This window comes from Streptomyces sp. WAC05292, assembly GCF_003949955.1.
Classification (GTDB): domain Bacteria; phylum Actinomycetota; class Actinomycetes; order Streptomycetales; family Streptomycetaceae; genus Streptomyces; species Streptomyces globosus.
The window spans coordinates 1-2,496 of the sequence record NZ_RPSE01000608.1 but is presented as its reverse complement, the minus strand read 5'-3'; the positions used below and the strand labels follow the sequence as shown (position 1 = coordinate 2,496).

General features: G+C 75.2%; 2 protein-coding genes. Both read right to left on the bottom strand.

Annotated elements, in window-relative coordinates; translation table 11 throughout:
- Nucleotides 1-304: 304 nt before the first annotated feature.
- Nucleotides 305-1,399 carry a polyprenyl synthetase family protein gene (locus EF903_RS31580; protein ID WP_390335314.1) on the bottom strand — a complete coding sequence of 365 codons (1,095 nt, stop codon included), beginning with the start codon at nt 1,397-1,399 and terminating at the stop codon, nt 305-307.
- A gap of 53 nt (nt 1,400-1,452) precedes the next feature.
- Nucleotides 1,453-2,496: hydroxysqualene dehydroxylase HpnE (hpnE, locus tag EF903_RS31575; protein ID WP_125548400.1), on the bottom strand; the 1,044-nt coding region annotated here is incomplete at its 5' end.

The following is a 2,496-nucleotide window of genomic DNA, read 5'->3' as shown; positions in this document are numbered from 1 at the left end:
CCATGACAGCGACGACCGACGGCACCGGCTCCCGGGACGCCGATCCGGAGGACACCACCACGGCCCCGCCGCCCGCCGGCGCGCAGGCCGGTACGGGCCGCGCCGGCGGGCGGCGGGGCCGTGGTGGTGTCCTCCGGATCGGCGTCCCGGGAGCCGGTGCCGTCGGTCGTCGCTGTCATGGCTTCCCCTAAACGTGCAGTGGCTTCTGCTGTGCTGGGGTCTGCCGTCGGCCGGCGCCGCTCAGGTGAGGGCGCCGGCCGGCGACTCGCGCGTCATATCCGTACCCGGGTGACGAGGGTGGCGGTCACTTCTTGCGTACGACGACGAAGTCGGCGAGGGCGGTCAGCTGGTCGCGGACCCGCTGGGGCATGTCGACACCGTCGAGGGCCCGGATGGCGACGGCGTGCTGGCGGCGCGCCTCCTCCGCGGTCCAGGCGCGGCCGCCGGCCGCCTCGATGAGGGCGGCGCGGGCGGCGAACTCCTCCTCGGAGAAGTTCTCGAAGTCGTTGCTCTTGGCGTCGGCGGCGAGGAGTTCGCCGAGTTCCTCGGCGGCGGGGCCGCCCGCGGCGAGCGCGGCGACGACCGGGAGGGACTTCTTGCGCTGGCGCAGGTCGCTCCAGGTCTGCTTGCCGGTGGACTCGGGGTCCCCCCAGATGCCGAGGAGGTCGTCGACGGCCTGGAAGGCGAGGCCGAGGTGGTAGCCGTACTCCTCCAGCTTGTCGGCGGTGCGGTCGTCGGCGCCGCCGAGGACCGCGCCGATGGAGACGGCGCAGGCGAGGAGGGCGCCGGTCTTGTTGCCCTCCATCTCCAGGCACTCCTCGACGCTGACGCGCTCGCGGTGCTCGTAGGAGATGTCCTGCGCCTGCCCGTCGATGAGCTTGCGGGTGGCGGTGGTCAGGCGGCGGGTGGCGCGGCCCGCCTCGACGGTGCCGAGTTCCAGCAGGATCTCGTTGGCGAGGGCGAAGAGGGCGTCGCCGACGAGGATGGCCTGGGCGGGGCCGTGGACCTTCCAGACGGTGTCGCGGTGGCGGCGCTGCTCGTCGCCGTCCATCAGGTCGTCGTGCAGCAGCGAGAAGTTGTGGACGAGTTCCACGGCCACGGCGCCGGGGATGCCCACCTCGGCGGGGGCTCCCGCGGCCTCGGCGGACAGCAGGGCGAGGGCGGGGCGGACGGCCTTGCCGCCGTCGCCGTCCGCCGGGTTGCCGTGGGCGTCGATCCAGCCGAAGTGGTAGGCGGCGACGGTGTCCATGGGCGCGGCGAGCCGGTCGACCGCGGCGCGGAGCACGGGGGTGGACAGCGTGCGCCCGCGCTCCAGGAGGGCGAGCGTGTCCGCCGCGGCCGCCTGCGCCGCCGCCTTGCCGGCATCCGTGTTCTCGACAGCCGGGTTCCCCGGGTTCACTGGCTCTCCTCTGTTTCCTGTGCGTGCTGCGCTGCCGTTCGTGCTGATGATCGTCATGCCGCCTCCGTCAGGGGGTGGGCGCGGTGGCGGCCGAGCGCGGTGAGCGCGGCGTGCGCCGCGTCCCATCCGCTCCGGACGGCACTCTCCATGGTCGCGGGCCAGCCGGTGGCGGTCCACGCACCGGCGAGATAGAGGCCCGGCGTGTCGGTCCGCGCGCCGGGGCGGAGCCGGCCGACGCCGGGGGCGGGGGCGAACGTGGCGGTCCGCTCCCGGGTCACGAAGAAGTCCCGTACCTTCGCGCCGCGTGCGGCGGGCAGGAGGCGCTCCAGTTCGGGGAGGTACTTGGCGCGCAGGACGGACACCGGTTCGTCGATGTCGTCCTGGGCGGCGGACTGGGAGACGGCGAGGTACTGGCCGCCGTCGGGCAGTCCGGAGGAGTCGGTGCGGTCGAAGACCCACTGGACGGGGGTGCCGAGCGCGGCGAAGAACGGCCGGCGGAGCACCTTGCGGTCGTAGACGACGTGGACGTTGAGGATCGGCGCGGTGTCGATGTCGAGGAGCCGGTCGGGGTCGGCGAGGGCGCCGGGCGGGAGCAGGGCGTGGGCCTCGCGCTGGGGGACGGCCAGGACGACGGTGTCCGCGTCGAGGATGCCGTCCTCGGTGGCGACCTGCCAGGCGCCGTCCGCGGCGCGCGTGAGCGAGGTGGCGCGGGCGCGCAGTTCGGTGCGTACGCCGGCGGCGTCGAGGGACGCGCGGGCGAGGGTGTCGTGCAGGTGGCCGAGGGGGACGCGGGCCCAGCCGATGTCGGCGGAGCCGTTGCCGGAGAGCAGGCCGGTCTTGAAGACCATGGCGGCCAGGCCCAGGGAGGAGCGGTCGGCGGTGGCGTTGAGGGTGGCGACGCCGATGAGGTCCCACAGGGCCTCGACGGTGCGCGGGCTCTGCCCGTGGCGGCCCAGCCAGGTCGCGAAGTCGATGCCGTCGAGGGCCGGGTCGGCGGGGTCGAGGCGGCCCAGGGCGAGGGCGGCGCGGCCGGCTCCGGCGCGTTCGGCGGGCGTGAGGTGGGGGTAGCGGGCGAGGGAGGCGGCCAGGTGCAGCGG